This window comes from Mesorhizobium sp. M8A.F.Ca.ET.207.01.1.1 (assembly GCF_004794715.1).
GTDB lineage: Bacteria > Pseudomonadota > Alphaproteobacteria > Rhizobiales > Rhizobiaceae > Mesorhizobium.
This window is the reverse complement of record NZ_SRUS01000003.1, coordinates 118,372-142,122: the sequence shown is the minus strand read 5'-3', so window position 1 is coordinate 142,122 and position 23,751 is coordinate 118,372. Positions and strand designations below refer to the sequence as shown.

The 23,751-nt window shown below is 65.0% G+C and carries 28 protein-coding genes; 14 read left to right on the top strand and 14 right to left on the bottom strand.

What is annotated here, in order from left to right; all coding sequences use genetic code 11:
• Positions 1-56: 56 nt before the first annotated feature.
• The 3 genes from EN850_RS09390 to EN850_RS09380 are packed head-to-tail and all read right to left on the bottom strand — an operon-like array spanning position 57 to position 2,801.
• On the bottom strand, positions 57-977 hold the full coding sequence (locus tag EN850_RS09390; protein WP_136091084.1) for an SDR family NAD(P)-dependent oxidoreductase: 921 nt from the start codon (positions 975-977) through the stop codon (positions 57-59).
• A complete protein-coding gene (queG, locus tag EN850_RS09385; protein WP_136091083.1) occupies positions 974-2,128 on the bottom strand; it encodes a tRNA epoxyqueuosine(34) reductase QueG in 1,155 nt (384 codons plus the stop codon). Before queG ends, EN850_RS09390 begins: the two co-directional genes overlap by 4 nt.
• Positions 2,109-2,801 (bottom strand): glutathione S-transferase family protein, encoded by a 693-nt coding sequence (locus EN850_RS09380; RefSeq protein WP_015314714.1) that lies wholly within the window; start codon positions 2,799-2,801, stop codon positions 2,109-2,111. The genes queG and EN850_RS09380 overlap by 20 nt, the downstream gene beginning before the upstream one ends.
• A gap of 171 nt (positions 2,802-2,972) precedes the next feature.
• Between EN850_RS09380 and EN850_RS09375 the strand changes: the two genes are divergently transcribed.
• Positions 2,973-3,779: an undecaprenyl-diphosphate phosphatase gene (locus EN850_RS09375; RefSeq protein WP_136091082.1), complete on the top strand. Its 807-nt coding sequence runs from the start codon at positions 2,973-2,975 to the stop codon at positions 3,777-3,779.
• Positions 3,780-4,028: 249 nt separating this feature from the next.
• Here the strand turns inward: EN850_RS09375 and EN850_RS09365 are convergent, their stop codons facing one another.
• Positions 4,029-4,406: a YraN family protein gene (locus EN850_RS09365; RefSeq protein ID WP_135862882.1), complete on the bottom strand. Its 378-nt coding sequence runs from the start codon at positions 4,404-4,406 to the stop codon at positions 4,029-4,031.
• Positions 4,399-5,301 (bottom strand): 16S rRNA (cytidine(1402)-2'-O)-methyltransferase, encoded by a 903-nt coding sequence (rsmI, locus tag EN850_RS09360; protein WP_136091080.1) that lies wholly within the window; start codon positions 5,299-5,301, stop codon positions 4,399-4,401. Before rsmI ends, EN850_RS09365 begins: the two co-directional genes overlap by 8 nt.
• Before the next feature lie 227 nt (positions 5,302-5,528).
• Between rsmI and EN850_RS09355 the strand changes: the two genes are divergently transcribed.
• Both EN850_RS09355 and EN850_RS09350 read left to right on the top strand, forming a co-directional pair.
• Positions 5,529-5,714, top strand: coding sequence for a hypothetical protein (locus EN850_RS09355; RefSeq protein ID WP_135933148.1), 186 nt, complete (start codon positions 5,529-5,531; stop codon positions 5,712-5,714).
• Positions 5,715-5,721: 7 nt separating this feature from the next.
• Positions 5,722-5,910: a hypothetical protein gene (locus EN850_RS09350; RefSeq protein WP_135933149.1), complete on the top strand. Its 189-nt coding sequence runs from the start codon at positions 5,722-5,724 to the stop codon at positions 5,908-5,910.
• A gap of 55 nt (positions 5,911-5,965) precedes the next feature.
• Here EN850_RS09350 and EN850_RS09345 read toward each other — a convergent pair whose 3' ends face one another.
• The 5 genes from EN850_RS09345 to rph all read right to left on the bottom strand — a co-directional run bounded on the left by EN850_RS09345 (position 5,966) and on the right by rph (position 9,426).
• Complete coding sequence (locus tag EN850_RS09345; protein ID WP_135933150.1) at positions 5,966-6,289, bottom strand: low molecular weight protein tyrosine phosphatase family protein; 324 nt, start codon at positions 6,287-6,289, stop codon at positions 5,966-5,968.
• 4 nt (positions 6,290-6,293) lie between these two features.
• Positions 6,294-7,472, bottom strand: coding sequence for a radical SAM family heme chaperone HemW (hemW, locus tag EN850_RS09340; protein ID WP_135930753.1), 1,179 nt, complete (start codon positions 7,470-7,472; stop codon positions 6,294-6,296).
• The gene (rdgB, locus tag EN850_RS09335; RefSeq protein ID WP_127277909.1) at positions 7,469-8,116 is read right to left on the bottom strand and encodes an RdgB/HAM1 family non-canonical purine NTP pyrophosphatase; all 648 of its coding nucleotides are present in this window, start codon (positions 8,114-8,116) and stop codon (positions 7,469-7,471) included. The genes hemW and rdgB overlap by 4 nt, the downstream gene beginning before the upstream one ends.
• The gene (locus EN850_RS09330; RefSeq protein WP_127871087.1) at positions 8,116-8,526 is read right to left on the bottom strand and encodes a VOC family protein; all 411 of its coding nucleotides are present in this window, start codon (positions 8,524-8,526) and stop codon (positions 8,116-8,118) included. The genes rdgB and EN850_RS09330 overlap by 1 nt, the downstream gene beginning before the upstream one ends.
• A gap of 183 nt (positions 8,527-8,709) precedes the next feature.
• Positions 8,710-9,426, bottom strand: a complete 717-nt coding sequence (gene rph / locus EN850_RS09320; RefSeq protein ID WP_127277911.1) for a ribonuclease PH — start codon at positions 9,424-9,426, stop codon at positions 8,710-8,712.
• Between the two features lie 192 nt (positions 9,427-9,618).
• On the opposite strand from rph, the gene hrcA reads away from it, so the two are divergent.
• From hrcA to EN850_RS09290, 6 genes are all read left to right on the top strand, one after another.
• Positions 9,619-10,701, top strand: coding sequence for a heat-inducible transcriptional repressor HrcA (gene hrcA, locus EN850_RS09315; protein ID WP_127277912.1), 1,083 nt, complete (start codon positions 9,619-9,621; stop codon positions 10,699-10,701).
• 38 nt (positions 10,702-10,739) lie between these two features.
• Entirely contained in the window at positions 10,740-10,937 is a 198-nt protein-coding gene (locus EN850_RS09310) for a hypothetical protein (RefSeq protein ID WP_127277913.1), read from the top strand.
• Positions 10,938-11,023: 86 nt separating this feature from the next.
• Positions 11,024-12,391 (top strand): sorbosone dehydrogenase family protein, encoded by a 1,368-nt coding sequence (locus EN850_RS09305; RefSeq protein WP_136091078.1) that lies wholly within the window; start codon positions 11,024-11,026, stop codon positions 12,389-12,391.
• Positions 12,392-12,750: 359 nt separating this feature from the next.
• Positions 12,751-13,368 carry a LysE family translocator gene (locus tag EN850_RS09300; RefSeq protein WP_136091077.1) on the top strand — a complete coding sequence of 206 codons (618 nt, stop codon included), beginning with the start codon at positions 12,751-12,753 and terminating at the stop codon, positions 13,366-13,368.
• 240 nt (positions 13,369-13,608) lie between these two features.
• Positions 13,609-14,589 carry a cysteine synthase A gene (gene cysK, locus EN850_RS09295; protein WP_136091076.1) on the top strand — a complete coding sequence of 327 codons (981 nt, stop codon included), beginning with the start codon at positions 13,609-13,611 and terminating at the stop codon, positions 14,587-14,589.
• 167 nt (positions 14,590-14,756) lie between these two features.
• Positions 14,757-15,383: a glutathione S-transferase family protein gene (locus tag EN850_RS09290; protein WP_136091075.1), complete on the top strand. Its 627-nt coding sequence runs from the start codon at positions 14,757-14,759 to the stop codon at positions 15,381-15,383.
• A 31-nt stretch (positions 15,384-15,414) separates the two neighbouring features.
• Here EN850_RS09290 and EN850_RS09285 read toward each other — a convergent pair whose 3' ends face one another.
• The 3 genes from EN850_RS09285 to EN850_RS09275 all read right to left on the bottom strand — a co-directional run bounded on the left by EN850_RS09285 (position 15,415) and on the right by EN850_RS09275 (position 17,677).
• Complete coding sequence (locus tag EN850_RS09285; protein ID WP_136091074.1) at positions 15,415-16,659, bottom strand: RNA polymerase sigma factor; 1,245 nt, start codon at positions 16,657-16,659, stop codon at positions 15,415-15,417.
• 7 nt (positions 16,660-16,666) lie between these two features.
• Positions 16,667-17,035, bottom strand: coding sequence for a YciI family protein (locus EN850_RS09280; protein WP_136091073.1), 369 nt, complete (start codon positions 17,033-17,035; stop codon positions 16,667-16,669).
• 501 nt (positions 17,036-17,536) lie between these two features.
• Complete coding sequence (locus EN850_RS09275; protein ID WP_013892047.1) at positions 17,537-17,677, bottom strand: hypothetical protein; 141 nt, start codon at positions 17,675-17,677, stop codon at positions 17,537-17,539.
• Positions 17,678-18,073: 396 nt separating this feature from the next.
• Between EN850_RS09275 and EN850_RS09270 the strand changes: the two genes are divergently transcribed.
• From EN850_RS09270 to ligD, 3 genes are all read left to right on the top strand, one after another.
• Positions 18,074-18,580: a ferritin-like domain-containing protein gene (locus EN850_RS09270; RefSeq protein WP_127279425.1), complete on the top strand. Its 507-nt coding sequence runs from the start codon at positions 18,074-18,076 to the stop codon at positions 18,578-18,580.
• A gap of 108 nt (positions 18,581-18,688) precedes the next feature.
• Positions 18,689-19,561, top strand: coding sequence for a Ku protein (locus EN850_RS09265; RefSeq protein ID WP_135862900.1), 873 nt, complete (start codon positions 18,689-18,691; stop codon positions 19,559-19,561).
• A gap of 9 nt (positions 19,562-19,570) precedes the next feature.
• Positions 19,571-22,093, top strand: coding sequence for a DNA ligase D (ligD, locus tag EN850_RS09260; RefSeq protein WP_136091072.1), 2,523 nt, complete (start codon positions 19,571-19,573; stop codon positions 22,091-22,093).
• Between the two features lie 66 nt (positions 22,094-22,159).
• Here the strand turns inward: ligD and EN850_RS09255 are convergent, their stop codons facing one another.
• Entirely contained in the window at positions 22,160-22,834 is a 675-nt protein-coding gene (locus EN850_RS09255) for a winged helix-turn-helix domain-containing protein (protein WP_127871080.1), read from the bottom strand.
• A gap of 162 nt (positions 22,835-22,996) precedes the next feature.
• Between EN850_RS09255 and EN850_RS09250 the strand changes: the two genes are divergently transcribed.
• Positions 22,997-23,329, top strand: coding sequence for an NIPSNAP family protein (locus EN850_RS09250; protein WP_127279421.1), 333 nt, complete (start codon positions 22,997-22,999; stop codon positions 23,327-23,329).
• Complete coding sequence (locus tag EN850_RS09245) at positions 23,326-23,670, top strand: antibiotic biosynthesis monooxygenase (RefSeq protein ID WP_127871078.1); 345 nt, start codon at positions 23,326-23,328, stop codon at positions 23,668-23,670. Before EN850_RS09250 ends, EN850_RS09245 begins: the two co-directional genes overlap by 4 nt.
• The last annotated feature ends 81 nt before the right edge of the window (positions 23,671-23,751 follow it).

The window sequence follows — 23,751 nt, the reverse complement described above, 5'->3', positions numbered from 1 at the left end:
CATGCGACGCTTCGATCGCTCTAACCTTTTGGCGCAATTCCGGACGGAAAACCGTTTCACACTTTTCCTGGAATTGCTTGTCCCTTCATCGGGCTGCGCGGCGCGCCGTCGCGCCAGTCGCCGCTTGCCCACATATGGTCGAAAGCGGCTCGGTAGTCGGGAAAGCGAAACCGATAGCCCGCCGCCTTGAGCGCTGCATTGGCGACCCGCTTGTTCTCGCCATAGAAGGACCGCGCCATGGGCGAAAGTTGGGCGGTCTCGAAGGGAATTTCGGGCGGCGCCTCGATCCCCATCAGCGATGCGGCATAGGCGACGACATCCTGCGGCGGTGCCGGCTCATCGTCGGTGACGTTGAAGATGCCACCCCTATTGCCGGCGATCAGATGCCAGAGCGCGCCTGATATGTCGTTACAATGGATGCGGTTGAACACCTGGTCCGGCTTGACCAGCCGCCTCGCGGTACCGTTCTCCAGATTGACCAGCGCGTTGCGGCCCGGACCGTAAATGCCGGAGAGCCGCAGGATCGCCACCGGCCGGTCGATTTCCCGGCCGAGCTTCTGCCAGGCCTGCTCGGCCTCGACCCGCATGACCGAACGCTTCGAGACCGGCCGGCACGCGGCCGTCTCGTCGACCCAGGCGCCGCCATGATCGCCATAGACGCCGACGGTCGAGAGATAGCCGATCCACTCCAGCCCCGGCATTTGAGCGATTGCTTGCCGGGCAGCATTCAGCACCGGATCGCCGGCGTCTTCCGGGGCGACCGAGATCACCAGATGCGTGATTTTCTCCAGCACTTCGCCGATGTCGCTCGTCAACTTACCGTCGAACAGCAGCGGGGCGATGCCGGCCTGGCGCAGCGCCTCCAATTTCTCCGCCGATCGCGTCGTGCCGATGATCTTGGCACCATCCGGGTTGGCGCGGGCAAAAGCCTTGCCCGAATAGCCGGCGCCAAAGATGAAGACCTGTTTTTCGCTCATGCATGCGTCCTGGTTGGCCGCGCCAGGCGCCATTCGTCGCGCACCACAGCGTCGTCCTCGGTTTCCAGGCCGTTCGCGGCCCGTTCGGCATATTCGGTTTCCGGCACCAGCCGCGCCAGCGCCCAAATTGCCGCGCCCCGCACCAGCGGCGAGGCGTCGCCGAGCAGATCCCGGACGATGCCGGCAAGCACGGCCTCGCCGGAATTGCCGGCGGCAATCAGCACGTTGCGGACAAAGCGGTCGCGGCCGATGCGTTTGATCGGCGAACCGGAAAAGAAGGCGCGGAAGGCAGCATCGTCGAGGGCCAAAAGGTCGGCGAGCGCAGGCTCGCGCAAATCGTCGCGCGCGGCGAGCTTGGCTTCGGACGCGGCGCTGGCGAACTTGTTCCACGGGCAAGCGGCGAGGCAGTCGTCGCAGCCATAGATGCGGTTGCCGATCGCCTCGCGGAATTCATGCGGGATCGGCCCCTTGTTCTCGATGGTGAGGTAGGAGATGCAGCGCCGCGCATCGAGCCTATAAGGCGCGGGGAACGCGTCGGTCGGGCAAGCGTCGAGGCAGGCGCGGCAGGAGCCGCAATGGTCGATCCCGGCCTCGTCGGGTGCCAGTTCGGCCGTGGTGAAGATGGTGCCGAGGAACAGCCAGGAGCCGTGCTCGCGGCTGACCAGATTGGTGTGTTTTCCTTGCCAGCCGAGCCCTGCTGCCTCGGCCAGCGGCTTTTCCATGACGGGTGCGGTGTCGACGAACACCTTCACGTCACCGCCGGCGCGCGCGACGATCTTGCCGGCGATTTCCTTCAGCCGGCCCTTCATCACCTCGTGATAGTCGCGGTTTTTCGCGTAGGCTGAGATCGCGCCACGGTCACGCTTCGACAACAGGTCGCGCGGGTCACGGTCAGGCCCGTAATTCATCGCCAGCACGACGATCGAGCGCACGTCGGGCCAAAGCGTGGAAGGCTCACTGCGGCGTGCAATCGTCTCGGCGATCCAGTCCATGGAGCCGTGAAAGCCGTCGGCGACAAATTCGGCAAGCCGGGCCGGCGCCAGCGGGATCGCATCGGGAGCGGTGACGGCGACGGCATCGAAGCCGGCGCGCCGTGCCTCCGCGTCGATCAGCGCACGCAGTTTTGCCGCGTCAGAAGTCGAGGTCCGCATAGTGCGACACCGGCGACAGGCCGCGCACGCGGTCGGTCAAGAGCGGCCGGAACGAAGGCCGCGACTTCACCCGCGTGTACCATTCGCGCGCAGCGGGATGTTCGCGCCAGTCGATCTCGCCGAGATAGTCGAGCACCGACAGCGTCGCCGCGGCCGCGAGGTCGGCATAGGTGACCCTGCCGCCGGCCAGCCAGTGGCGGGTGCCGGCCAGCCAGTTGGTGTATTTCATGTGCTGGCGGATGTTGGCGCGCGCGGCGCGGATAGCGCCCGAATCGGGCGAGCCGCCGCCGGCGGTTTCCGGCATCACCGGCTTCAGCACGCGCTCGCGCACCAGATGGCGGGTCACTTCGCTCTCGGCCTTGTTGAGATACCAGTCGATCAGCCGGCGGATTTCGGCGCGCTGCATCGGATCCTCGGCGAACAGCCGCTTGTCGCGCTTCAGCACACCGCGCGTCTCGTCGAGATATTCCGAGATCACCGTCGCGCCGATGATCGGCACGTCGCCCTCGGCCAGCAGGATCGGCAGCGTGCCGGCCGGGTTCAGCGCCAGGAACTCCTTGCGCCGCGTCCACGGCTTTTCCTCGATCAGCGCCAGCTCCTCGCCATACTCGCCAAAGGCGAGGCGGACGAAGCGGCAGGTGGCGAACATGGGATGGTGGAAAAGCGTCAGCATGGTTCCGCGATGATAAAGCGCACGAGTGTGGACTGGCGAATCGCCGGGCGCACCGGTAAGTCTTGGCCGCCCGGTTTGCGGGCCGTCAGGGGTGTTGCGACCTATAGGGGCACTTCGGCGCCATGACAAGCAAGCCATTCCGTTAGCCATCACGCCAATGCCGAGGTAGAAATGGAAAGCCAGACCATCGTCGAAGCCCTGCTGCTCGGCCTGCTGGAGGGGTTGACCGAATTCATACCGGTGTCCTCGACCGGCCATATCCTGCTCGCCGGCCATTTCCTCGGCTTCCAGTCGACCGGCAAGGCCTTCGAGATCCTGATCCAGCTCGGCGCCATCCTGGCGATCCTGAGCGTCTATTTCCGGCGGCTGTGGCAGATGCTGCTCGACCTGCCGCATGACCGGCTGACGCGGCATTTCGTCATCGGCATTCTCATCGCCTTCCTGCCGGCCGCGATCATCGGCGCGCTGGCGCACGATTTCATCAAGACGGTGCTGTTCGAATCGCCACGACTGATCTGCATCATGCTGATCATCGGCGGCGTGGTGCTGCTGGTGGTCGACCGCATGAACCTCAAGCCGGTCTATCGCGACGTCGAGCGGTTTCCGACCCGGCTTTACCTGCAGATCGGCCTGTTCCAGTGCCTGTCGCTGATCCCCGGCACGTCGCGCTCGGGCTCGACCATCGTCGGAGCGCTGCTTCTGGGCGTCGACAAGCGGGCGGCGGCGGAATTTTCCTTCTTTCTTGCCATCCCGACCATGGTCGGCGCCTTCGCCTTCGACCTGTTCAAGAACCGCAACGTGCTGACCTCGGCCGACCTGCCGGTCATCGCCATCGGCTTCGTCGCCGCCTTCGTCACGGCGCTGTTCGTGGTCCGCTTCCTGCTCGATTACGTCTCGCGCAACGGCTACTCGCTGTTCGGCTGGTGGCGGCTGGTGGTGGGTGTCGTCGGGCTGGTGGCGCTGATGATCTGGGGGTGATTGCAGCGACCGGTTCGGTTGGAGCCGCCGAACGTTAGCGCTGCCCCTCACCTGCCTGCCGGCATCCTCTCCCCGTACAGGGACGGGGAGAGGGGCGCTGTCATCGGCGATTTCGCCAACGACAACGATTGCAAGAAGGTCGCCGTCGCTGCGGCCATCTCCCTTCTCCTCGTCATTATACGGGGAGAAGTGCCCGGCAGGGGATGAGGGGCAGCACCAACTTCAACGAATGGATTGCCGGCAACGAGCCTAGCTTCGTCCATAAAACGCATTCGGGACATGCACGGGCCAACGCCAGGGCAGCACGGCGACCATGTCGAAGCGCATCGACAGCCTGCCGTAGTCCGGCTGGCGCGACAGCCAGATGTCGGCCGCGCCCTCGATGCGGCGCTCCGATTCGTGGCCGATTGCCTCCATGGCCTCGATCAGCGTGCGGCGCGCCTTGACCTCGACGAACAGCACCAGATCGCCGCGCCGGGCGATCAGGTCGATCTCGCCGAAGCGGGTGCGATGGCGGCGCGCCAGGATCCGGTAGCCTTTCAGCATCAGCGCTACAGCCGCCAGCCATTCGCCGCGATGGCCGCGCCGGTAGGCCTTTTGACGGCTGGCGCTCGGGCGCTCAACCATCGCGGCCTTCTCTAAGTTCGAGCAGCCGCCGGTAGAGCGCCTGCTTCTGGCCGCCGGTCATTTTCGCGGCTTCCGCCGCCGCCTTGGAGGCCGGCATTTCAGCGGCAAGCGACAAAAGCAGGCGGTCGATGTCTTCCGGTTCGTCGACCTTGGCCTCGGCGGGGCCGATGCAGACGACGATCTCGCCCTTCGGCGTGTCCGCCGCCGCGTAATGATCGGCAAGCGCCCGCAGCGTGCCGGTGCGGATTTCCTCGAATGTCTTGGTCAGTTCCCGGCCGATGGCGGCTTTGCGCTCGCCGCCCAGCGCCTCGACCATGGCGCCGAGCGATTCGGCCAGCCGGCGCGGTGATTCGAAGAATATCAGCGTCGCCGGTACCGCCCTCAGCGCCTCCAGCCGCGACAGCCTCTGACCAACCTTGACCGGCAAAAAGCCGGCGAACAGGAAGGCGTCGGACGGCAGGCCCGACGCCGTCAGCGCGGCAAGCGGCGCCGACGGGCCGGGAATCGGTACGACGCGAATGCCCTGGTCGAGCGCCTCGCCGACCAGCCGGTAGCCGGGATCGGAAACCAGCGGCGTGCCGGCATCGGAAATCAGCGCCACGCTCTGTCCTGCCGCAAGTGCCGCGATCAACTTCGGCCCCGCCTCGCCGGCATTGTGCTCGTGATAGGCCGTGGTGCGTCGGCGGATGCCGTAGCGGTCGAGCAGCACCCGCGACACGCGCGTGTCCTCGCAGGCGACGATGTCGGCGGCGGCCAGCGTCTCCAGCGCGCGCAGCGTGATGTCGGCCAGATTGCCGATCGGCGTCGCCACCAGATAAAGCGCCGGATCGAGCGGGCGGGCCGCGATTTCGGTCTGCCCGACCACATAGCTGCGCTTGCCCGTCTCGCCAGTCACCGATGCCGTCTCCGTTCAAGCCTGTTTGGCCTGCCAAATCCTGTTTGGCCTGCCAAAACTTGTTTGGCCTGCCAAAACTTGTTTGGCCTGCCAAAACTTGTTTGGCATGGCTGGCGCCGGCTTGCAAAACTCACGCCGATGTAAGGTGGCCGCCATTCCTTCGCCACAGTAGGGAACGAAACCGGTTTTGGCAGATTTAGCCCCTGATTCCCTTGGGGAGGACAGGAATGGACAGCCTGACGATTCAGGACGCTTTCGCGCCCTACTATGCCGGTCGCAGCCGGATTGCCGCACGCCAGGACAAGCGGCTGCCAGCCCGGAACGACACCAGCCTGACCAAGCAGGCCGCGAGTGCCTTGCCGACCAATGTCAGGCTTTCCGACAACAAACCCGACACCACGACGGAGCACTGACCGGACGATGCCCAATCGCTTCGATATCTTCATCACCCGTCTTGAAACGAAAAACGCCCGCAACGGCGTACCCCTGCCCTCTTTGGGCGACCAGCACCGTGGCCGCCGCGACAAGGACAACGCAAAGCCAGTCCGGAACGGCGAGGCGCACGCCGAGAAAGAGCGCGGAAAGCACCGCCACAAACACGACGCCTGATCTGATTCAGATCGGCGAGTCGGCCGCCCAAGGTGGCGAACGCTGGGCCAGGCGCTTAGTCCAGATATCGTGAAACGCGTCCCTTCAGAAGCGCTATCAGCTCCGGGTCCATGAATTCGTAGTCGTCCGGGATGTCGAGGCAGATCACCTTGGCCGCCTTCAGACTGGCCTTGAATTTCTTCTGCAGTTTGGTGCGGTGGGTTTTCTCCATGACAAAAATGATGTCAGCCCAGGCGACCAGTTCGTGCGTCAGCGGATTGTCGGCATCGTGATTGGTGCCGGCCGATTCGACCTCGATGTCGCGGCGGGTGGAAAACACCTGCTCGGCGGTCGGGCTGCGCAGCCGGTTCTGGCTGCAGACGAAGAGGAGTTTTTTCAAAGGATTAGCGCGCCAGGTCCGCCACCACGGCGTCGAGCACGATCATGCCGGCGGGCGTGGCGCGCAGCCGCGTGTTGCCGATCGGCGCCACCAGCCCCTCGCCTTGCAGCACCGACAGCCGCGCGCTCGACAGGCCGCGCCCGGAAAACGCTTCGTAGCGGGTGAGGTCGATGCCTTCGGCGAGCCTGAGCCCCATCAGCAGGAATTCGTCGGCCTCTTCGGAGCGAGTCAGGAGCTCGCCGCCGGTTATGCCATGGCCCTTGGCCTCGACCAGGTTGGCCCAGGTTTCCGGCATTCTCTCAGCAATCGTCACCACCCGATGGCCGTTCTCGACGAAGCGGCCATGCGCGCCGGGGCCGACGCCGACATATTCGCCGTAGCGCCAGTAGGTCAGATTGTGCCGGCTCTCGGCGCCTGGCCGCGCGTGGTTGGAAATCTCATAAGCCGGCAAACCATGCGCCGACGTGATCTCCTGCGTCAGCGCATAGAGGTCGGCGGCGTGGTCGTTATCGGGAATGGCGAATTTCTTCGCCGCGTGCAGCGCATGGAAGGGCGTGCCTTCCTCGATGGTCAGCTGGTAGAGCGACAGATGGTCGGCGGCATGGCCGATCGCCTGTTCGAGTTCCGCCTGCCAATCCTCGGGCGTCTGTCCCGGGCGCGCATAGATCAGGTCGAAGGACAGGCGCGGAAAGATTTCGCGCGCGAGCCCGATGGCGTGCAGGGCTTCCTCGACATTGTGCAGCCGGCCGAGGAAGCGCAGATCCTTGTCGTTCAGGGCCTGCACGCCGAGCGAGACGCGGTTGACCCCCGCGATCCGGTAACCACGAAACCGCTCCGCCTCGACCGAGGACGGGTTGGCCTCGAGCGTCACCTCGATACCGTCAGGCACCGTCCAGTTCTTGGCCACCGCGTCCAGAACCCTGGCCACCGTTTCCGGCTTCATCAGCGACGGCGTGCCGCCGCCGAGGAAGATGCTGGTCACTTCGCGCGGTCCGGTGCGCTGGCGCATCGTCGCAAGCTCGGCCTCGAATGCGGCGGCAAAGCGCTCCTGGTCGACCGGCTGGTGGCGGACATGGCTGTTGAAGTCGCAATAGGGGCACTTGGCCGCGCAGAACGGCCAATGCACGTAGACGCCGAAGCCGGGACTGCGGTCGAGCGCCATGGTGGTGCTGGACCCGATCATTCCGAACCAAGCCGAGCGCGCGCGAATTTCTGGAAGGCGCGGGCGCGATGCGACAGCGCCGTCGCCTGGCCTGGCTTCCAGCCGTGCTTTTCCTCCGCATTCATCTCGCCGAAGGTTTTGTCGAAGCCATTGGGCAGGAATACCGGATCGTAGCCGAAGCCGAGTTCGCCGCGCGGCGGCCAGACCAGAGCGCCCTCGGCCTCGCCGCGATAATATTCGGCCTCGCCGTCGGGAAAAGCGAGGCAGATGACGGCGACGAAGCGGCCGGTGCGCCGTTCGGGCGTGGCCGCGCCGACTTCCTGCAGCGCCACTTCGGTGCGCTGCATGGCCATGGCGAAATCGCGCGATCCTTCCGGCGTCTCGGCCCAGTTGGCGGTGTAGACGCCTGGCGCGCCATCGAGCGCGTCGACGCAGAGGCCGGAATCGTCCGACAGCGCCGGCAGGCCGGTCGCCTTCGCGGCCGCGAAGGCCTTGATGTAGGCGTTTTCCTCGAAGGTGGTGCCGGTCTCGTCCGGTTCGGGCAGGCCATACTCCTTGGCCGACTTCGCCTCGAAGCCGAACGGACCCATCAGGTCGGCGAATTCGCGCAGCTTGCCTTCATTGTGGCTGGCGACGACGATCTTCTTGCCATGGAGTGAATGCATCAAAGGCCCCAGATTCTCGGCTCGGCGAACTCGATCGAATTGCCCGAGGGGTCGCGTATATAGATCGAACGGCCACCTTGCGGCCATTCGAATTCGCTTTCGATGGCGATTTTCTTCGCTTGAAGATGGGCTTTCCAGCCGTCGATTTCAGCGGCGGTTGCGGCAAAGCACAGATGGCCTTCGCCAACCGCGCCGTGCGGCGGTACTTTCAGCTTCGCGTCCGGTGCGTGCGGAATTTTGGTCGCCTCGGCGTTGAAGATGAGCAGAACGCACGGGCCGCAGCGGAAGAAGAGGTGGCGGCCTTCCACCTTGCCGAGGAGGATGAGGCCGAGGATGTCGGTGTAGAAGCGCTCGGCGGCAGGCAGGTCGGTGACGTAGAGGGCCGATTCCAGGATTGCGGAAGGTGTCACGAGGCGCCCCCCTCTGCCCTGCCGGGCATCTCCCCCACGAGGGGGGAGATTGGCTGTATCAGTCGCTTTCGCCACTTTTCAACGTTGAAGGGCAGGCACGGCCAGCCAAACTGCCAATCTCCCCCCTCGTGGGGGAGATGTCCGGCAGGACAGAGGGGGGCGCCTGGACTCGGCATCAAAATCCTACGCCACCGCCATCTGCTGCAGGCTGACCAACCGGGAAATGCCCTTCTTGGCCAATCCCATCAAGTCCGCGAACTGCGCCTCGGAAAAGGGCTCGCCCTCGGCGGTGCCCTGGATCTCGACGATGCCGCCCTTGCCGGTCATGACGAAATTGGCGTCGGTGCCGGCCGAGGAATCCTCGATATAGTCGAGATCGATGACCGGCTGGCCGTCATGGATGCCGCAGGAAATCGCGGCGACATGATCCTTCAGCACCTTCGAAACGCTGGCCATCTGCCGCGCTTCCATCCAGCGCAGGCAGTCATGGAGCGCCACCCAGCCGCCGGTGATCGAAGCGGTGCGGGTGCCGCCATCGGCCTGGATGACGTCGCAGTCGACGGTGATCTGCTGTTCACCCAGCGCCTGCAGGTCGACCACGGCGCGCAGTGAACGGCCGATCAGGCGCTGGATTTCCAGCGTGCGGCCGCCCTGCTTGCCGGCGGAAGCCTCGCGGCGCATGCGCTCTCCGGTCGAGCGCGGCAGCATGCCGTATTCAGCCGTGACCCAGCCCTTGCCGGAATTGCGCATCCAGCCCGGTACCTTTTCCTCGAGGCTCGCGGTGCACAGGACATGCGTGTCGCCGAATTTCACCAGGCACGAGCCTTCGGCATGCTTGGAGACGCCGCGCTCGAAGGAGATGGCGCGCATTTCGTCGAATTGGCGTTTGGAGGGGCGCATTCAGGCTTCTTTCCAGTCATTTTTCGGAATCGTGGCCGGCTTGTAGCCCCACCAAGCCCATGGCGCAAAGGAAAATGGCCGAGCGATCCGGCACCGGGTGATCTGGCACAGACACCGGGTGATCTGACACAGACACCGGGTTGCGCGCGGGTAACGGAAGTCTATATCCTTGAGCCGGAGGTTTTTGGCGCAATGACCAAGGCAGTCGATCCCGCGTCGCGGTCGCCCGCGCTTCAATCGCTCGACATGCGCTCGCGCGACATCTTCCGGCGCATCGTCGATTCGTACCTCAGGGATGGCGAACCCGTGGGCTCGCGCAGCCTGTCGCGCATCCTGCCGTCCTCGCTGTCGCCCGCCACCATCCGCAATGTGATGAGCGACCTCGAGCATCTCGGGCTGATCTACGCGCCGCACATTTCGGCCGGGCGTCTGCCGACGCAGGCCGGCCTGCGTTTCTTCGTCGACGCCTTCATGGAACTCGGCGACCTTTCCGACGAGGAGCGCCGCACCATCGAAGCGCAGGTGCGGGCCTCCGGCTCGGGCGCGACGCTGGAGCACATGCTGACCGAGGCCAGCCAGATGCTGTCGGGCATGTCGCGCGGCGCCGGGCTGGTGCTGGCCGCCAAGAACGAGGTGGCGCTGAAGCACATCGAATTCATCCAGTTGGAGCCGACCAAGGCGCTGGCCGTGCTGGTGTCCCAGAATGGCGATGTCGAGAACCGCGTCGTCGACCTGCCGGCCGGCATCACAGTCTCGCAATTGCACGAGGCCTCTAATTTCCTCAACGCCCATATTCGCGGCCGCACTTTGGCCGAGGCGCGCACCGAGATCGCCCGCATCAAGGAAGAGACAAGGGCGGCGCTCGACACGCTGTCGCAGGACCTCGTCGAGAAGGGACTGGCGGTGTGGGCGGGCGCCGAAAGCGGGCTGCCGGCGCGGCTCATCGTGCGCGGCCGCGCCAATCTGCTCGAAAACGTCACCGCCCAGGCCGACATCGAATTGCTGCGCCATCTGTTCGAGGACATGGAGACGCAGGACGGCCTGATCCAGTTGCTCGACCTCGCCGAGGAGGGATCGGGCGTGCGCATCTTCATCGGTTCGGAAAACAAGCTGTTTTCGCTGTCGGGCTCATCGCTGGTGGTGGCCCCCTATCGCGACAAGGACGCGCGCGTCGTCGGCGCGCTCGGCGTCATCGGCCCGACCCGGCTCAACTATGCCCGCATCGTGCCGATGGTGGATTACACGGCGCAGCTGATTTCCCGCATGCTGCGCTAAGGTCCTAAAATCGAGACAGGCCGCAAAGGAGAAAAAGAATGGCGCTGGAATCATTCAAGGCCCAGATCAGTCTGCTGCTCGAAGAGATGGTCAACCAGCCGGAAGACCAGCACGAAATTCAGGAACAGCTGCGCGAAAAACTGCGCGAAATGCGCGCCATGGGCCTGCCGTTGCCCGCCGATCTCGTTGCCCTGGAAAAACGCCTGGATGACGATTTTTACGCTGCCGGGACCTGATTCCTGACGTTTGCTTCGAACCATCGTGCGTGAGGGAACCCAGGGACAGACCGATCGTTAATTTCCTTCACGATCGAGTGGAGGAAATGATGCGATTGGCCGGACTGGCGATGTCCGCACTGTTTCTCACGACCGCGGCTCTCGCCCAGCAGGCCGATCAGCCTGCGCTCAAAGGCGCGGCTGCGTTCGGGGACTGGCGGGCGGACAGGCCCGGTGTGCGCCGGCTGATCAAACCGGAAGATCTGCCGAAGCCCTATGTCACCAAATCGTCCTCGAACAGCGCCGGTCTCGCCGACATGCCGGCGGGCGCAAAACCGCAATTGCCGCCGGGGTTTTCGGCCGAGCTGATCGCGACGGGCATCGACAATCCGCGTGTCGTGCGCGTCGCGCCGAACGGCGACCTGTTCGTCGCCGACAGCGAAGCCAACCAGATCCGCGTCTATCGCCTGACGAAGGACAGCGCGAAACCCGCCGAAAAGGGCATCTTCGCCGGCGGTCTCAACCAGCCCTATGGCATTGCCTTCCATCCGCCCGGCAACGACCCGCAATGGGTCTATGTCGCCAACAGCGACAGCATCGTGCGTTTTGCCTATCGCAATGGCGACCTGAAGGCCTCGGGCGAGCCGCAAACCATCGTCGACGACATTCCGGCGACGCATCACTGGACGCGCGACATCGCCTTTTCACCCGACGGCAAGACACTTTACCTTTCCGTCGGCTCCGGCTCGAATGTCGCCGAGGACATGGGCAAAAGACCCAGAGGCGGGCTCGACGCCTGGGTCAAGTCCAGGCCGCTCGGCGCCAGTTGGGGTTCCGAGGCGGGCCGGGCCGAGGTACGCGCCTTCGACCCCGACGGCAAGAACGGCCGCGTCGTCGCCACCGGCCTGCGCAATTGTTCGGGCATGACGATCCAGCCCGCGACCGGCGTGCTGTGGTGCGTCGTCAACGAGCGCGACGCGCTTGGCGACAATGTGCCGGCCGAATACGCGACATCGGTCAGGGAAGGCGCCTTCTACGGCTGGCCCTGGTACTACATCGGCAACAACGAGGATCCGCGCCACAAGGGCGAGCGGCCCGACCTCGCCGGCAAGGCCGATCGTCCCGACGTGCTGATGCAGGCCCATTCGGCGCCGCTCAACATCGCCTTCTACGACCGCAAGGGCCTGCCCGCCGAGGGCGGCTTTCCCAAGGAGTATAGCGGCGACGCCTTCGTGGCCCTGCACGGGTCGTGGAACCGCGGCAACAGGACCGGCTACAAGGTGGTGCGATTGCTGTTCAAGGACGGCAAGCCGACCGGCGAATACGAGGATTTCATGACCGGCTTCGTCGTTTCCAATGGCGAGGTCTGGGGCAGGCCGGTGGGCGTGGCGGTGGCCGCCGACGGATCGTTGATCGTGACCGAGGACGGCAACGGCACGATCTGGCGCGTGACCTATGGCGGCGGGCGGTCCTAAAGAACCTTGCGCTGGTCGACCCCCACTCCGTCTCGGCTTCGCCGCGCCACCTTGCCGGGGCGAGCCACCGGTCTCGCCCGTCCTTCGGACCCCCGATCGACGGGGGAGATGAAAGGCGCGAACTTCTTTACCGTAACGCTTGTCCAGCAGGCTTCCTTCCTTTCCCTCCGGAGGGGGGAAAGGTGGCGCGGCGAAGCCGCGACGGATTGGGGGAACCACGTGGCAATCGAGCTTCGGGCCGCTCAGGGAGTCTTGTAAGGCGAAGACCATGATGGTCTGGTGCAATGGATTCCGACCGTGAGGGAATTCAACCCTCGCCCGCCCCATGCGATAAAGCTCTCCAATCCGAGACTGAAACAATGACCCTCACCGGTTTCCTCGCCTACAGCGCCGCTCTCGGCATCGCCGCCGCCATTCCAGGCCCCGGCGTCACCGCGCTTGTCGCGCGGGCGCTGGGCTCGGGCTTTCGCTCGTCGCTCGCCATGTCGTTCGGCCTGATGCTTGGCGATCTCACCTACCTGACCGCCGTGGTGCTCGGGCTCGCCTTCGTCGCGCAGGAGTTCGGCATGGTTTTCCTGGCGGTGAAATGGTTTGGCGTCGCCTATCTGGCTTTCCTTGGCTGGCGTTTCTGGACCGCCGGCATCACGCCAGAGACGGTCGAAGCCAGGAAGGGCAAGGGCGGGCTGGTGTCGAGCTTCGTCGCCGGCCTTACCGTGACGCTCGGCAATCCCAAGACGATGATCTTCTACCTTGCCATCACGCCGACCATCGTCGACCTGAAGACGATCACGCTCGCCGACTACGGCATTCTCGCCGCGCTGACGGTCGTCGTCCTGTTCGTCGTGCTGGTGCCTTACCTGGCGCTCGCCGCCAAGGCGCGCTGGTTCCTGAAATCGCCGCGCGCGCTGAAGGTGCTGAACCGCACCGCCGCCACCTTCATGGTCGGCGCGGCGGCGGCGATCGCCGCCCGCCAGTAGGGCAATCCCGGAAAGGGGGGAAGCGGCTTCCGCACGCTTCGCGCCAAAAGATTCCTGATACGGGCTGTTGCGGAAAACGCTTTTCCGGGACGGCGCCTCTTTAGACATGCGCCTCACTCGGATATTTTCGGCCGACAGTCTATCTTGCGCGGTCGAAGGCTCTATCTTGCCGGCTGAGACGCCGATTGCCTCACTTTGCCTGAAATGCCTCACTTGCCTGAAGTTCTGGGAGCGAAACCAATGAACAAGCCCGTTACCTCCGCCCGCGTGCCCGGCCGCGGCCGCATCTACAACTCCATCACCGACACGATCGGCGACACGCCCCTGGTACGGCTCGACAAGTTCGCCAAGGAAAAGGGCATCGTCGCCAATCTGGTCGCCAAGCTCGAATTCTTCAATCCGATCGCCTCGGTCAAGGACCGTATCGGCGTGGCGATGATCGAGGCGCTGGAGGCAGCCGGCAAGATCACGCCCGGCAAGACCACGCTGATCGAACCGACATCGGGCAACACCGGCATCGCGCTGGCCTTCGCCGCCGCCGCCAAGGGCTACAAACTGATCCTGACCATGCCGGAGACGATGTCGGTCGAGCGCCGCAAGATGCTGGCGCTGCTCGGCGCCGAACTGGTGCTGACCGAAGGGCCGAAAGGCATGAAGGGCGCCATCGCCAAGGCCGACGAACTGGCCGCGACGATTCCCAACGCCATCATTCCGCAGCAGTTCGAAAACCCCGCCAATCCGGAGATCCATCGCAAGACGACTGCGGAGGAAATCTGGAACGACACAAACGGCGAGATCGACATCTTCGTCGCCGGCATCGGCACCGGCGGCACCATTACCGGCGTCGGCCAGGTGCTGAAGAAGCGCAAGCCGGCGCTGCGTGTCGTCGCCGTCGAACCGGATGCCTCGCCGGTGCTGTCGGGCGGCCAGCCCGGCCCGCACAAGATCCAGGGCATCGGCGCCGGCTTCGCGCCGAAGATCCTGGACACCACGATCTATGACGAGATCGTCAAGGTCTCGAACGAGGATTCCGTCGCCAATGCGCGCCTGCTCGCCCGCCTCGAGGGCGTGCCGGTCGGCATCTCGTCGGGCGCGGCGCTGCAGGCGGCGATCGTCGTCGGTTCGCGGCCCGAGAACAAGGGCAAGACCCTCGTCGTGGTCATCCCCGACTTCGCCGAGCGCTATCTTTCGACGATCCTGTTCGAGGGGCTGGGGGCTTAGGGTTTCGCACTCCCGTCTTCCCTTCTCCCCTTGTGAGAGAAGGAACGGCCCGGCGAGCCTGGACCGCCGAAAAACTCTCCGTGGCGACCTCGCCCGGCTTGAGCAGACCCCTGCTTCCGGTTCATATCGCCGCCGGCCCGCGAAAAGACGGGCCGGGGGAGGATTTCATGTACAAGCTCTACACCCGCCCGGGCAGCGGCGGCTTCGTCGTCGAGGCGGCGCTGGCGCTGATCGATGCGCCTTTCGAACATGTCGACGTGGCCAAGACCGACCGGCCCGATCCGGCCTTCCTTGCCATCAGCCCGCTGAACCAGGTGCCGGTGCTGACCTTGCCGGACGGGCGTTCGGTCACCGAATCGGCGGCGATCTGCATCCTGCTCGCCGAGCGCCATCCGCGGGCCGGCCTGGCGCCGGCGGCCGACGAACCGGCGCGCGCCGACTTCCTGCGCTGGATGGCGTTCATGTCCTCCATGCTCTACCCGGCGGTGCTGCGGCTCTATTACGCCCATCGCTACACGGCGGATGCCGAGGGCACGAAGGCGGTGAAGACGGCGGCGGTCGCCGAGATGGATCGCGGCTTTGCCATCGTCGATGCCGCCTTGCGCGGCCGCGACTGGCTGGTCGGCGACCGGATGTCGCTGGCCGACATCTATCTCGTCATGCTGGTGGCCTGGCATCCCGACATCGACAAGGCGCGGGCGGCCTGGCCCGATATCGAACGCCTGTGGGCGCGATTGCGTGAGCATCCGCTCATGAGGACGCTCAACGCCTCGCACGAGATGTGGCCGGCCTGAACGGCCGGAAAACCGGCCGCGCCCCGCGAGCTCAATGGATGAGCGCGCCGCGTTTTTCCTGCAGGAAGCGGCGCACCGCCGGATCGCGCTCGAGGCCGATCGCGCGATCATAGGCTTCGACGGCCTGCGGTCCCTGGCCGAGCCTGGCCAGGAGGCCGGCACGCGCGGCCCAGTAGGGCTGATAGCCGTTGAGCCGCTTGTCGTCGCCCAGCACGTAAAGGGCCGCCAACCCCGCCACCGCGCCCTCGGTCTCGGCGATCGCCACCGCGCGGTTGATCGCCACGACCGGCGATCCCGCGATCGAAAACAGCGCGTCGTAGAGTTCGCGGATCGCGATCCAGTCGGTGCGGCCGGTGAGCCGCCGCGCCGCATGAACGGACTGCACGGCCGCCTCCAGCTGGTAGCGGCCGATGACGCCCTTGGCGGCGGCGCCGCGAAGACATGCTTCGGCCTCGTCGACCAGCACATGATCCCATAATGCATGGTCCTGCTCGGCGAGCGGCACATAGTCCCCGGCCGTGTCTCGACGCGCCGCGCGGCGCGCCTCGGCGAATAGCATCAGTGACAGCAGGCCCAGCGCCTCCGGCTCGTCCGGCAGCAGCGAGGCCACCAGCCGGCCGAGCCAGATGCCTTCGGTGGCGAGGTTGCGGTGCCGCGTCTCGGTACCGGTCGGATCTGACCAGCCCTCGGCGAAAGCGGCGTAGATCGCCTCCAGCACCGCATCCAGCCTTTCACCGAGTTCGGCCCGCTCCGGCACGCGGAACGGAATGCCGGTCTCGCGGATGCGGCTCTTGGCGCGCACCAGGCGCTGGCCCATCGTGGCCGGCGAGAGCAGGAAGGCGGAAGCGATCGTCACGGCATCGAAGCCGAGGATGGTCTGCAGGATCAGTGGCGCCCGCACGCCGGGTTCGATCGCCGGATGGGCGCAGGCGAACATCAGCCGCAATCGTTCGTCGGGCAGGTCTTCGTCGGTCATGCGCGCCTCCGCCTCCTCGGCAATCAGCTTGAGATGGTCACGGCCGGCTTCGCTGGTCAGCCGCCGCCGCACCGCATCGACACGCCGCCGCCTGGCCACGGCGAGCAACCAGGCTTCCGGCTTTTCCGGCACGCCGGAGCGCGGCCAGCGTTCGAGTGCCGCGGCAAAGGCGTCGGCCAGCGCATCCTCGGCGGCGGCCACGTCGCGCGTGCGCGCGGCGAGCCAGGCGACCAGCTTGCCATAGCTCTGCCGGGCGGCGGCCTCGGCGGCCGCCCGGGCGATCTCCGGGCGACTGTCCATCGCGCCGTCACGTCTTGGGCATATAGTCGGCCATTTCCCAGATCGGCCGCAACTCGACCGTGCCGGTGCTGGCCGCCGGACAGCGCGCCGCCCAGTCGATGGCGGTATCGATGTCGGCCGCCTCGATCATGTAGAAGCCGGCAAGCTGCTCCTTGGTGTCGGCATAGGGGCCGTCGATCACGTTGGTCTTGCCGTCGGCGATCCGCACCGAGGTGGTCGCCTGGGTCGGACGCAGCCTTTCGCCGGCCAGCCACGCCCCGGACTTCTTCAACGCCTCGGTATAGGCGGCATAAGCCGCGCTCATCTGCTGGGCTTTCTCGACCGGCGTGTTCGCCAGCGCGGCTTCGTCGTTGTTGATCAAAAGCATGTATCGCATGGGTCTTCTCCCGTGGTTTCGAGGGCCGCGTCCTTGCGGGGCCAGACGTATGTCGCGCGGCGGTGGCCGATTTCGACAGGTTGCGGAAAAAACTTTCGTCTCCGGCCGCGCCTTGCGCAAGCGGGCAGGCGTTTCAAAGGCTCGGGGGCCGGCATGGAGCCGCCGGAAGGTGCGGTGAGATGGCTGGTGGATTTATGCGCCCAAAATGGGCGCGCAGCATCGCGTCATGCTCGCCCTCCGGCGCCACCGGCAATGGCTGGAAGCTGTACACGGATGGCTTGCATCAAAGGATGGGAAAGGCGGCTTGGGACGGTCTGTCACGCTGGCCTCGGCTGATCGTGTCCTGTGACACTAAAGCCAGCCGATGGCGGTCTCAAAGACGCGGCGATGTCGCACGCTGTCTGCCGGCGAAGGCCGGACGTTCGGCGCGATAGGTCGTGGCGCGGGACGAGGCACCCGGCCTGCAGATGCGGCTGTTGTGGCGGCTCTCGAAAGTCATGGTCAGTGCGCGCCCAGCGAGGTGCCGCGACGGGCGCAGGCCGGACCGGGGCCGCGCATGTAGTAGCGCTCGGGCCGATAGGTCGGCGCGACGAATTCGCGGATGGCGGCGGCATAGCCGATGAGGTGCGTGAGGAAGTTCATTTTACCCGGTCCCTGTCCCGATTTTCGGATGTCCCTTCCGAATTGCGAGAACGATAGCATCAAGGCGTGAATACTCAGTGAACGCGATGTTAATTTTTGGTCGAAAACCCGTCGCTTCGTGGCCGGAATGCGGCTGATTCGGGGTGTTTCGGTGCTCCTTGTCGTCATTTCGGCTGGTGTGACTTTTGCATCACATATGTTTCGTTTGAATGTCGCCTTGGCGCGCTTTTGTTTCAACTTTCGAACCGTCGCTGGAATTTCCTTGCCGGATGGCCGGTGGGGTCGGAACCGGCCCGGGCAACGGACGTTGGGATCACGGCATTGCCGGCTCACAGGTGCTGCCTGTCGGCAGGCCGGAATCCCGCCACAAGCAAGAGCAATGGAAAGGCTGAAATCATGGGCTTCTTTTCGAAGGACATCAAAACACTGGACGATCTCTTCGTGCACACGCTGCGCGACATCTATTATGCCGAGAAGCAGATCGAGAAGGCGTTGCCTAAGATGATCGACAAGGCAACCGATCCGCAATTGAAGGCCGGCTTCGAAAAACATCTCGAACAGACCAAGGGCCATATCGAACGCGTCGAGGAGGTGTTCGAGCTGCACGGCGTGAAGGCCAAGCCGGTGAATTGCCCGGCCATTGACGGCATTCTCGAGGAGGCCGACGACGTCAGCAGCGATGTCGATGACAAGGATGTTCTCGACGCCGCGCTGATCGCTTCCGCCCAGGCCGTCGAGCACTATGAGATGACCCGCTACGGCACCTTGATCGCCTGGGCCAAACAGCTCGGCCGCAGCGACTGCGCCAATGTGCTGGCCAAGAACCTCAGGGAAGAGCAGGCGACGGATCGCAAGCTGACCGAGATGGCGGAAAGCAAGATCAACCTGCAAGCCGCCGAATAGGGGCTGACAGCCGTGGCCGGCGGCAACCGCGCCGGCCACGGCCGGATCGCGTTGGAACCGAGTGGGGTGGTCGTCCGTTCCAGCTGATCTTTCCAAGGGGAAATCATCATGGCGCCGCGCCCGGCCTGGAAAGGCTATCTGAAGCTCTCGCTGGTCACGTGTGCCATCGAACTGACCAATGTCGTCACCCATGCCGAGAAGGTCTCGTTCCGCATCCTCAACCGCAAGACCGGCAATACGGTGAAGCGGATCTACGTCGATGCCGAGACCGGCAAGCCGATCGAGGACGGCGACGAGATCAAGGGCTACGAGATCGACAAGGGCGATTTCGTCCGTATAGAGGAGGACGAGATCGAGGCGGTGCAGATCGAATCCTCGCACACGATGAGCCTCGACGGCTTCGTCGACAAGGCCTCGATCGAGCAGATCTATCTCGACACGCCTTACTATGTCGCGCCGGCCGACACGGTTTCGGAAGAGGCCTTCGCCGTCATCCGGGATGCCATGGCGGGCAAGAAGATGGCGGGGCTTGCCCGCATCGTTCTGTACAGCCGCGAACGGCCCGTGGTCATCGAGCCGCTCGGCAAGGGCATGGTGCTGACGACGCTGCGCTACGACAACACGGTGCGCCAGCCGGAAAGCGTCTTCGGCGACATCAAGGCGGTGAAGACCGACCAGGAGATGACCGATCTCGCCGAACTCATCATCGACAAGAAGAAGGCGAAGTTCGATCCGTCGAAATTCGAGGACAAATATGAGGACGCCCTGCTCGAACTGATCCGCGCCAAGAAGGCGGGGCACAAGGCGCCGAAGGCCAAGGCCGCTCCCAAGCCCTCCAACGTCGTCAATCTGTTCGACGCGCTGAAGAAGAGCCTCTCGTCGGACTCCGGCCCGTCGAAACCATCATCCCAGGCGAAAGCCAAGCCGGCGACCAAAAGCGCCAAGGCGAAAAGCGTTGCGCCGAAGCGCAAATCGGCCTGAGGATACGAGATGGCAAGCCTCGAACAGTATCATTCGAAGCGCGACTTCAAGAAGACCGCGGAGCCGGCCGGCAAGGTTACGCGCGGGCAGAAGGGCGGCGGCATCTTCGTGATCCAGAAGCATGCCGCGACAAGGCTGCATTACGATTTTCGCCTCGAGCATGACGGCGTGCTGTGGAGCTGGGCGGTGACGCGCGGTCCTAGCCTCGACCCGCACGAAAAGCGGCTGGCCGTGCATGTCGAGGATCATCCCATCGACTATGCCGGCTTTGAAGGCACCATCCCCAAGGGCGAATATGGCGGCGGCTCGGTGCTCGTCTGGGACGAAGGAACCTGGACGCCCGAGGACGATCCCGCGAAGATGATGAAGAAGGGGCACATCAACTTCGAGCTGGAAGGCCACAAGCTGCGTGGCAAATGGCATCTGGTGCGGCTGCGGCCGCGCCCGGGCGAAAAACGAGACAACTGGCTGCTGATCAAGTCCGACGACGACGCCGCGCGCCCCGGCGAGGATATTCTGGCGGACGAGCCGAAGTCGGTGAAATCGGGCCTGACGATCGAGGAGATCGGCGAAGGCAAGGCGGCCAAGGGCGAGAAACCCAAGGTCTGGCACTCGAACAAGCCGGCCACCGGCAAGGCGAAGGCCGGGGCCAGGAAACTCGACTTCATCGAACCGCAGCTCGCCACGCTGGAGCGGGACGCACCGTCGGGCCAGGACTGGCTGCATGAGGTGAAGTTCGACGGCTATCGCATGCAGGCGCAGATCGCCGGCACCGACGTGCGGCTCTTGACCCGAACCGGCCTCGACTGGACGGAAAAATTCGGCGGCGAGATCGCGGCCGAACTCGCCGGGCTGAAATGCAGCGATGCCATCATCGACGGGGAGATCGTCGTGCTGGCCGACAGCGGCGTGTCGTCCTTCGCGCTGCTGCAGCAGGATCTGTCGGCGAAGCGGACGAACCGGTTCATCTACTATGTGTTCGACCTGATGCGGCTCGACGGCAAGGATTTGCGGCGGGAACCGCTGGTCGAGCGCAAGCAGGCCTTGCAGGACCTGCTCGGCGAGCCGGCCGCCAATGCGGCGGTGCGTTTCTCCGACCATTTTGCCGAACCCGGCAAGATCATGCTGGAACATGCCTGCCGCATGGGGCTGGAAGGCGTGGTCTCAAAACGCGCCGATGCGCCCTACCGCGGCGGGCGCGGTCCGGCATGGGTCAAATCGAAGTGCACGGCGCGGCAGGAATTCGTCATCGGCGGCTATCTGCCGTCTGACAAGACCGGACGCGGCCTGCGTTCGCTGCTGGTCGGCTATTACGAAGACGGCCGCCTGCACTATGCCGGCCGGGTCGGCACCGGCTTCTCCACCAAGGGCGCCAACGAGCTGAAAAAAAGGCTCGATGCGCTGACGTCGGACGCCTCGCCCTTTGATGCGGCGGTGCCGAAAGGCAAGGGCCTTGTCTGGGTCAAACCGGAACTGGTCGGCGAAGTGGAGTTTCGCAGCTGGACCTCGGACCGTATAATACGCCATGCTTCGTTCCAGGGGCTGCGCGAGGACAAGCCGGCGGAGGAAGTCGTGCAGGAAAAGCCAAAGGCGGCGACAGGCAAGCCAGCGACAGGCAAGGGCCCGGCAAAGGCCAAGCCGGCGGCAAGCAGCGCCGGTAGGCCTGCCGGCGGGATGACGACCTCCGTAAAGCTCTCCCATCCCGACAAGCTTTTGTGGCCCGACGAGAAGATATCGAAGCAGGACCTGCTCGACCATTACGCGCTGGTCTGGCCGCGCATGGAACAGTTCGTCGTCAACCGGCCGCTAAGCCTGGTGCGCGCACCGGACGGCGTTGGCGGGCAGCGCTTCTTCCAGAAACACGCCTCCCCCGGAATGAGCGACAAGATCGCCCGGATGAGGGACCCCGGGGATGGCGAGGAAATCCTGTTCATCCGGGATTTCGACGGGGTCGCGGCGCTCGTCCAGTATGGTGTGGTCGAGATCCATATCTGGGGCTGCATGATCGACAAGCTCGAACAGCCGGACCAGATCGTTTTCGACCTCGACCCCGATGAGGGCGTCGATGTGAAGGCGGTGCGCGAGGCGGCGCTCGACATCAGGGGCAAGCTCGACGAGCTGTCGTTGCCGAATTTCGTCAAGACTTCGGGCGGCAAGGGCTTTCATGTCGTCGTGCCGCTGAAACCGTCGGCGGATTGGGCCGAAGTCAAAGACTTCGCCCATGATTTCGCCAGGGCGCTGGAGCAGGGTGCCCGCGACCGCTACACGGCGACGCTGTCGAAGAAGGCGCGTACGGGAAAAATCTTCGTCGACTATCTGCGCAATGGCAGCGGCGCGACCACCGTCGCACCTTACTCCTCACGGGCCAAGAAGGGCGCGACGGTGTCCATGCCGGTGACCTGGGCCGAGATCGAGGCCGGCCTGGCGCCGAACGCCTTCCCGATCGGCGACAAGACGACGTTGGCGAAGCTGGCGGAAGCCGATCCCTGGAAGGACTTTTTCAGGCAGGGGAAGGCTTTGAAGCGGGGGTAATTCGACACTTTCGACGCCGGGGGGCGCTGTCCCGCCGGCTTTGCGAAAATGAGCGCCGCCGACCTCTTATCCCAAAAACACCCTTTCGAACGCCTGCTTGCCCGGCGGCGAAAATACCACCGCGCGACTGTCCTTCTCGCGGCGCGCCCATTTCTCGGCAAGGATCTTGTCGAGGATCGCGGCGCCCAGCGTTCCAGCGAGGTGCGAGCGCCGCACGCTCCAGTCGAGGCAGGCGCGGCACACGGGCCGCCTAGGCTTGGTGTAGACATCGATGCCGATCGCCGCGAAGTGCGAGGCCGCGGACGGGCCGAGCCTGATCTCCTGGCCGTCGCGGACCAATATGTTCTTGTCGACAAGACGATCCAGCATCGCAACGGCCTGTTCGCCGGCAAGATGATCGTAGCAGACGCGCGCGATGCGCATCGCGCCGTCGCGGGGGCCCGGCCGCACGCGCTTTGGGCCGACGGCTTCGGCCACGCCGGTGATGGCTTCGATCATGCCGGCCACTTGCGGGCCGGCCAGCCCGTAATAGCGATGCCGGCCCTGACTGGCCACGGTCAGCAGTCCGCCCTCCATCAGTTTGGACAGATGCGAGGACGCGGTCGGCAGCGACACGCCGGCCTCCAGCGCCAGTTCGCTCGCGGTCAATGCCGTGCCACCCATCAGGGCGTTCAGCATGTTGGCGCGGGCCGGATCGCCGACCAGGCTGGCGATGCGGGCAATATCGGGTCCTTCGCGCATGGTTTGATCCTCATCGAAGCATTCTTGTAAGATAACCAGTATTCTCGGTCCAGCTCAAGGAGCCGGCATGATGGCTCCTGACATCAGACTGACTAGCACAGAGATGCGCGTGACGTTTCGACCGCCCTCGAACCGTCGTTGCAAAACCCCAAGGAGACCGAGATGACCATCACCTGCTTCATCCGCTATGAGATCGACCCGTTCGGCAAGGCCGCCTTCGAGGAGTATGCCCGCAATTGGGGCCAGGCCATTCCGCGCTGCGGCGCCGATCTGATCGGCTATTTCGCGCCGCACGAGGGCTCGGCCACGACGGCCTATGCCGCCTACAACATCGAAAACCTGGCGGCCTACGAAGCCTATCGCGCCCGGCTTGCCGCCGACCCCGCCGGCAAGGCAAACTACGAGTTCGCCCGCCGCGAACGGTTCATCCTCAAGGAGGACCGCATGTTCCTGAAACTGGCGTCCGGCCCGCACGCGCCGCTGGTGAAGGTATGATCGCCGTCATCTTCGAGGTGCAGCCCGCGGAAGGCCGGCGCGAGGCTTATCTCGGCATCGCCGCCGAGTTGCGTCCGCTGCTCGACGGCATCGATGGATTCATTTCCGTCGAGCGCTTCCAGAGCCTGGCCGACCAGAACCGGGTGCTGTCGCTGTCATTCTGGCGCGACGAGGAGGCGGTCAAGGCCTGGCGCAATACGGAAGAACACCGGCAGGCGCAGCAGGCCGGGCGCGGCGGTATCTTTGCCGGCTATAGATTGCGGATCGCCCATGTGGTGCGGGACTACGGGCTGGCCGAGAGGGACGAGGCGCCGGCGGACAGCCGGGCGGTGAATGGGTAGCGCCTTCCCTTCTCCCCTTGTGGGAGAAGGTGGATCGGCGCGTCAGCGCCGAGACGGATGAGGGGTGTTCCAGCGGAGTGA

What these genes read in the sequence shown, in the direction of transcription:
- EN850_RS09390 (WP_136091084.1), bottom strand. Translation starts at nt 977, where the DNA reads ATGAGCGAAAAACAGGTCTTCATCTTTGGCGCCGGCTATTCGGGCAAG.
- queG (WP_136091083.1), bottom strand. Translation starts at nt 2,128, where the DNA reads ATGCGGACCTCGACTTCTGACGCGGCAAAACTGCGTGCGCTGATCGAC.
- EN850_RS09380 (WP_015314714.1), bottom strand. Translation starts at nt 2,801, where the DNA reads ATGCTGACGCTTTTCCACCATCCCATGTTCGCCACCTGCCGCTTCGTC.
- EN850_RS09375 (WP_136091082.1), top strand. Translation starts at nt 2,973, where the DNA reads ATGGAAAGCCAGACCATCGTCGAAGCCCTGCTGCTCGGCCTGCTGGAG.
- EN850_RS09365 (WP_135862882.1), bottom strand. Translation starts at nt 4,406, where the DNA reads ATGGTTGAGCGCCCGAGCGCCAGCCGTCAAAAGGCCTACCGGCGCGGC.
- EN850_RS09355 (WP_135933148.1), top strand. Translation starts at nt 5,529, where the DNA reads ATGGACAGCCTGACGATTCAGGACGCTTTCGCGCCCTACTATGCCGGT.
- EN850_RS09350 (WP_135933149.1), top strand. Translation starts at nt 5,722, where the DNA reads ATGCCCAATCGCTTCGATATCTTCATCACCCGTCTTGAAACGAAAAAC.
- hemW (WP_135930753.1), bottom strand. Translation starts at nt 7,472, where the DNA reads ATGATCGGGTCCAGCACCACCATGGCGCTCGACCGCAGTCCCGGCTTC.
- rdgB (WP_127277909.1), bottom strand. Translation starts at nt 8,116, where the DNA reads ATGCATTCACTCCATGGCAAGAAGATCGTCGTCGCCAGCCACAATGAA.
- rph (WP_127277911.1), bottom strand. Translation starts at nt 9,426, where the DNA reads ATGCGCCCCTCCAAACGCCAATTCGACGAAATGCGCGCCATCTCCTTC.
- hrcA (WP_127277912.1), top strand. Translation starts at nt 9,619, where the DNA reads ATGACCAAGGCAGTCGATCCCGCGTCGCGGTCGCCCGCGCTTCAATCG.
- EN850_RS09310 (WP_127277913.1), top strand. Translation starts at nt 10,740, where the DNA reads ATGGCGCTGGAATCATTCAAGGCCCAGATCAGTCTGCTGCTCGAAGAG.
- EN850_RS09305 (WP_136091078.1), top strand. Translation starts at nt 11,024, where the DNA reads ATGATGCGATTGGCCGGACTGGCGATGTCCGCACTGTTTCTCACGACC.
- EN850_RS09300 (WP_136091077.1), top strand. Translation starts at nt 12,751, where the DNA reads ATGACCCTCACCGGTTTCCTCGCCTACAGCGCCGCTCTCGGCATCGCC.
- cysK (WP_136091076.1), top strand. Translation starts at nt 13,609, where the DNA reads ATGAACAAGCCCGTTACCTCCGCCCGCGTGCCCGGCCGCGGCCGCATC.
- EN850_RS09290 (WP_136091075.1), top strand. Translation starts at nt 14,757, where the DNA reads ATGTACAAGCTCTACACCCGCCCGGGCAGCGGCGGCTTCGTCGTCGAG.
- EN850_RS09285 (WP_136091074.1), bottom strand. Translation starts at nt 16,659, where the DNA reads ATGGACAGTCGCCCGGAGATCGCCCGGGCGGCCGCCGAGGCCGCCGCC.
- EN850_RS09280 (WP_136091073.1), bottom strand. Translation starts at nt 17,035, where the DNA reads ATGCGATACATGCTTTTGATCAACAACGACGAAGCCGCGCTGGCGAAC.
- EN850_RS09275 (WP_013892047.1), bottom strand. Translation starts at nt 17,677, where the DNA reads ATGAACTTCCTCACGCACCTCATCGGCTATGCCGCCGCCATCCGCGAA.
- EN850_RS09270 (WP_127279425.1), top strand. Translation starts at nt 18,074, where the DNA reads ATGGGCTTCTTTTCGAAGGACATCAAAACACTGGACGATCTCTTCGTG.
- EN850_RS09265 (WP_135862900.1), top strand. Translation starts at nt 18,689, where the DNA reads ATGGCGCCGCGCCCGGCCTGGAAAGGCTATCTGAAGCTCTCGCTGGTC.
- ligD (WP_136091072.1), top strand. Translation starts at nt 19,571, where the DNA reads ATGGCAAGCCTCGAACAGTATCATTCGAAGCGCGACTTCAAGAAGACC.
- EN850_RS09255 (WP_127871080.1), bottom strand. Translation starts at nt 22,834, where the DNA reads ATGCGCGAAGGACCCGATATTGCCCGCATCGCCAGCCTGGTCGGCGAT.
- EN850_RS09250 (WP_127279421.1), top strand. Translation starts at nt 22,997, where the DNA reads ATGACCATCACCTGCTTCATCCGCTATGAGATCGACCCGTTCGGCAAG.
- EN850_RS09245 (WP_127871078.1), top strand. Translation starts at nt 23,326, where the DNA reads ATGATCGCCGTCATCTTCGAGGTGCAGCCCGCGGAAGGCCGGCGCGAG.